Here is a 1,940-nt window from a genome sequence, read left to right as displayed (position 1 = left end):
TTACACACACTTTTTGTCCTATAACTCTAATTTTTAGACAGTTATTTTAAATAATCTGAATTAGATTAATTTCGGCAAAATAAATTCAATCCAAGGAATACCTACTACGATAAATACAACGAGGTAGATGATACCGAAGATGGCACCCAATTTCCAGAATTCAGGGCCTTTTACATAACCGCTGGCGAACCATACCGGGCTATGACCGGTACCGTATGGTGTTAAGATACCCATAATACCCATTGGTAAGAGTAAAATAATCATAATCTGACTGGCATCAGCACCCGGAATTTGAAGTGCCAAGGTAGCAAATAAGCCAACCATAGCAGTTACGTATGCTGTACCGGAAGCGAAGAAGTAACGAAGTACACAGAAGGCAAAAAGCATACCTAATGTCGCCATAGTTACATCGAGACCTACGAGGTAACTATGGCGGATTTTGCCAACCAGTCAAGGAAACCTACGTTTTTAAGACCCGCAGCCATTGGTACTAAGGTAGCAAACCAAGTCAATACGTTCCAAGCCGGCTTGTTAGCTAAGAAGTCATTCCAGGTGATGATTTTAAAGAGAACCATAAGAATAATAACTAGTAAAGCCGTTGTGGTTGGGTTTACACCAAAAGTAGAGGAACCAATCCAAAGCGTTAAGGCAATGAGGGAAATAACCGCCATGGCGATTTCAGAAGCACTCATGGCGCCTAATTTATGGAATTCTTCTTTGGCCCATTCGGCGATTTCAGGCGAACCTTTAACTTCCGGCGGGCAAAGGTAGTATGTCAAAATTGGGGTAATTAAGAACAAGATAATGCCTACCGGTGCAACTGCTAAGAACCAGCTTGTCCAGTTAACGGTAGCAACGCCGGATTTGGCAGCGAGTTCAACCGCCAATGGGTTTGGCGCCTGGCCGGTGAGGAATAAGGTACTGGACACACAAGTCGTTGCCAAGCTGATCCAACATAAATAGGAGCCGATACGGCGCGGGTTTTTATCCGGATAGCTGTCAAACATCGGGCAAATACTGGAAACGATAGGGTAGATAGTACCACCGCTACGGGCTGCATTACTTGGGATAAATGGTGCTAAGATAAGGTCGGTAATAGCAATGGCATACCCGAGACCCAAGGAGGATTTACCTAATTTTTGAACTAAGAATAAGGCGATTCGGCGACCGAGACCACTGTTTTGATAGCCGATACCAATCATGAAGGCGGCAAAGATTAACCATACGATGGCATTGGAGAAACCGCTGAGGCCCCAATTGATTGCCTGACCGGCTGTGGTAGGCACAATTTTACGGGCTTTTTCTACAACCGGCATACCTACACGGAATAGAACGGCTAAGGTAATCGCAATCATACCGATAAAAGCAGGTGGCATCGGTTCGAGAATAAGACCCACAACTAAGGCTGCAAAAATACTTACAAAATCCATGCACCTGCGGATAGGCCTTCCGGCGCGCCAATCGCAAATACAATGAGTCCCACAATAATTGGGGCTAAGTACTTCCATAAGGCATTAAAACTCAACTTTGATATCATATTTTTTTATCTCCTTTCTGATGATACAAAAGTACTTTATATTATATAGAAATATAGGAAATAGTAAAGTGAATTATTGATTAAAATTACACATTATGAGAAATAGATATAAGTTACCATATATATTTTGCGACTTTGAATTTTTTTTGTAAAAAATGTGTTGACAGGTTTGTAAAGTTTGCGTATAATAGTCATTGTTCCGAACGCGCCGGAGTGGCGGAATGGCAGACGCACTTGACTCAAAATCAAGCGGGTAACACCGTGTGGGTTCAAGTCCCACCTCCGGCACCAAGCTAAAAGACGCTCAGTTGAGCGTCTTTTTTTGTTGCCTGTTTATGGCATCTTACTGGCTCTTTGTCAAATTTTGGGGTGCTAAAGAGTCTATGCACTTTGAGGAAGGACA

1 tRNA gene and 1 pseudogene are annotated in these 1,940 nt (G+C 42.8%); one reads left to right on the top strand and one right to left on the bottom strand.

Features of this window, described 5'->3' with window-relative positions:
• Positions 1–60: 60 nt before the first annotated feature.
• Positions 61–1,537, bottom strand: a pseudogene (locus QZL64_RS11515) (DASS family sodium-coupled anion symporter).
• A gap of 207 nt (positions 1,538–1,744) precedes the next feature.
• Between QZL64_RS11515 and QZL64_RS11510 the strand changes: the two are divergent.
• Positions 1,745–1,828, top strand: a tRNA-Leu gene (locus QZL64_RS11510).
• Positions 1,829–1,940 lie beyond the last annotated feature (112 nt).

Origin of the sequence: Veillonella sp. CAG:933 (assembly GCF_000431435.1) — a bacterium.
Taxonomy (GTDB): domain Bacteria; phylum Bacillota; class Negativicutes; order Veillonellales; family Veillonellaceae; genus Veillonella_A.
This window is presented reverse-complemented; position numbering and strand designations above follow the sequence as displayed.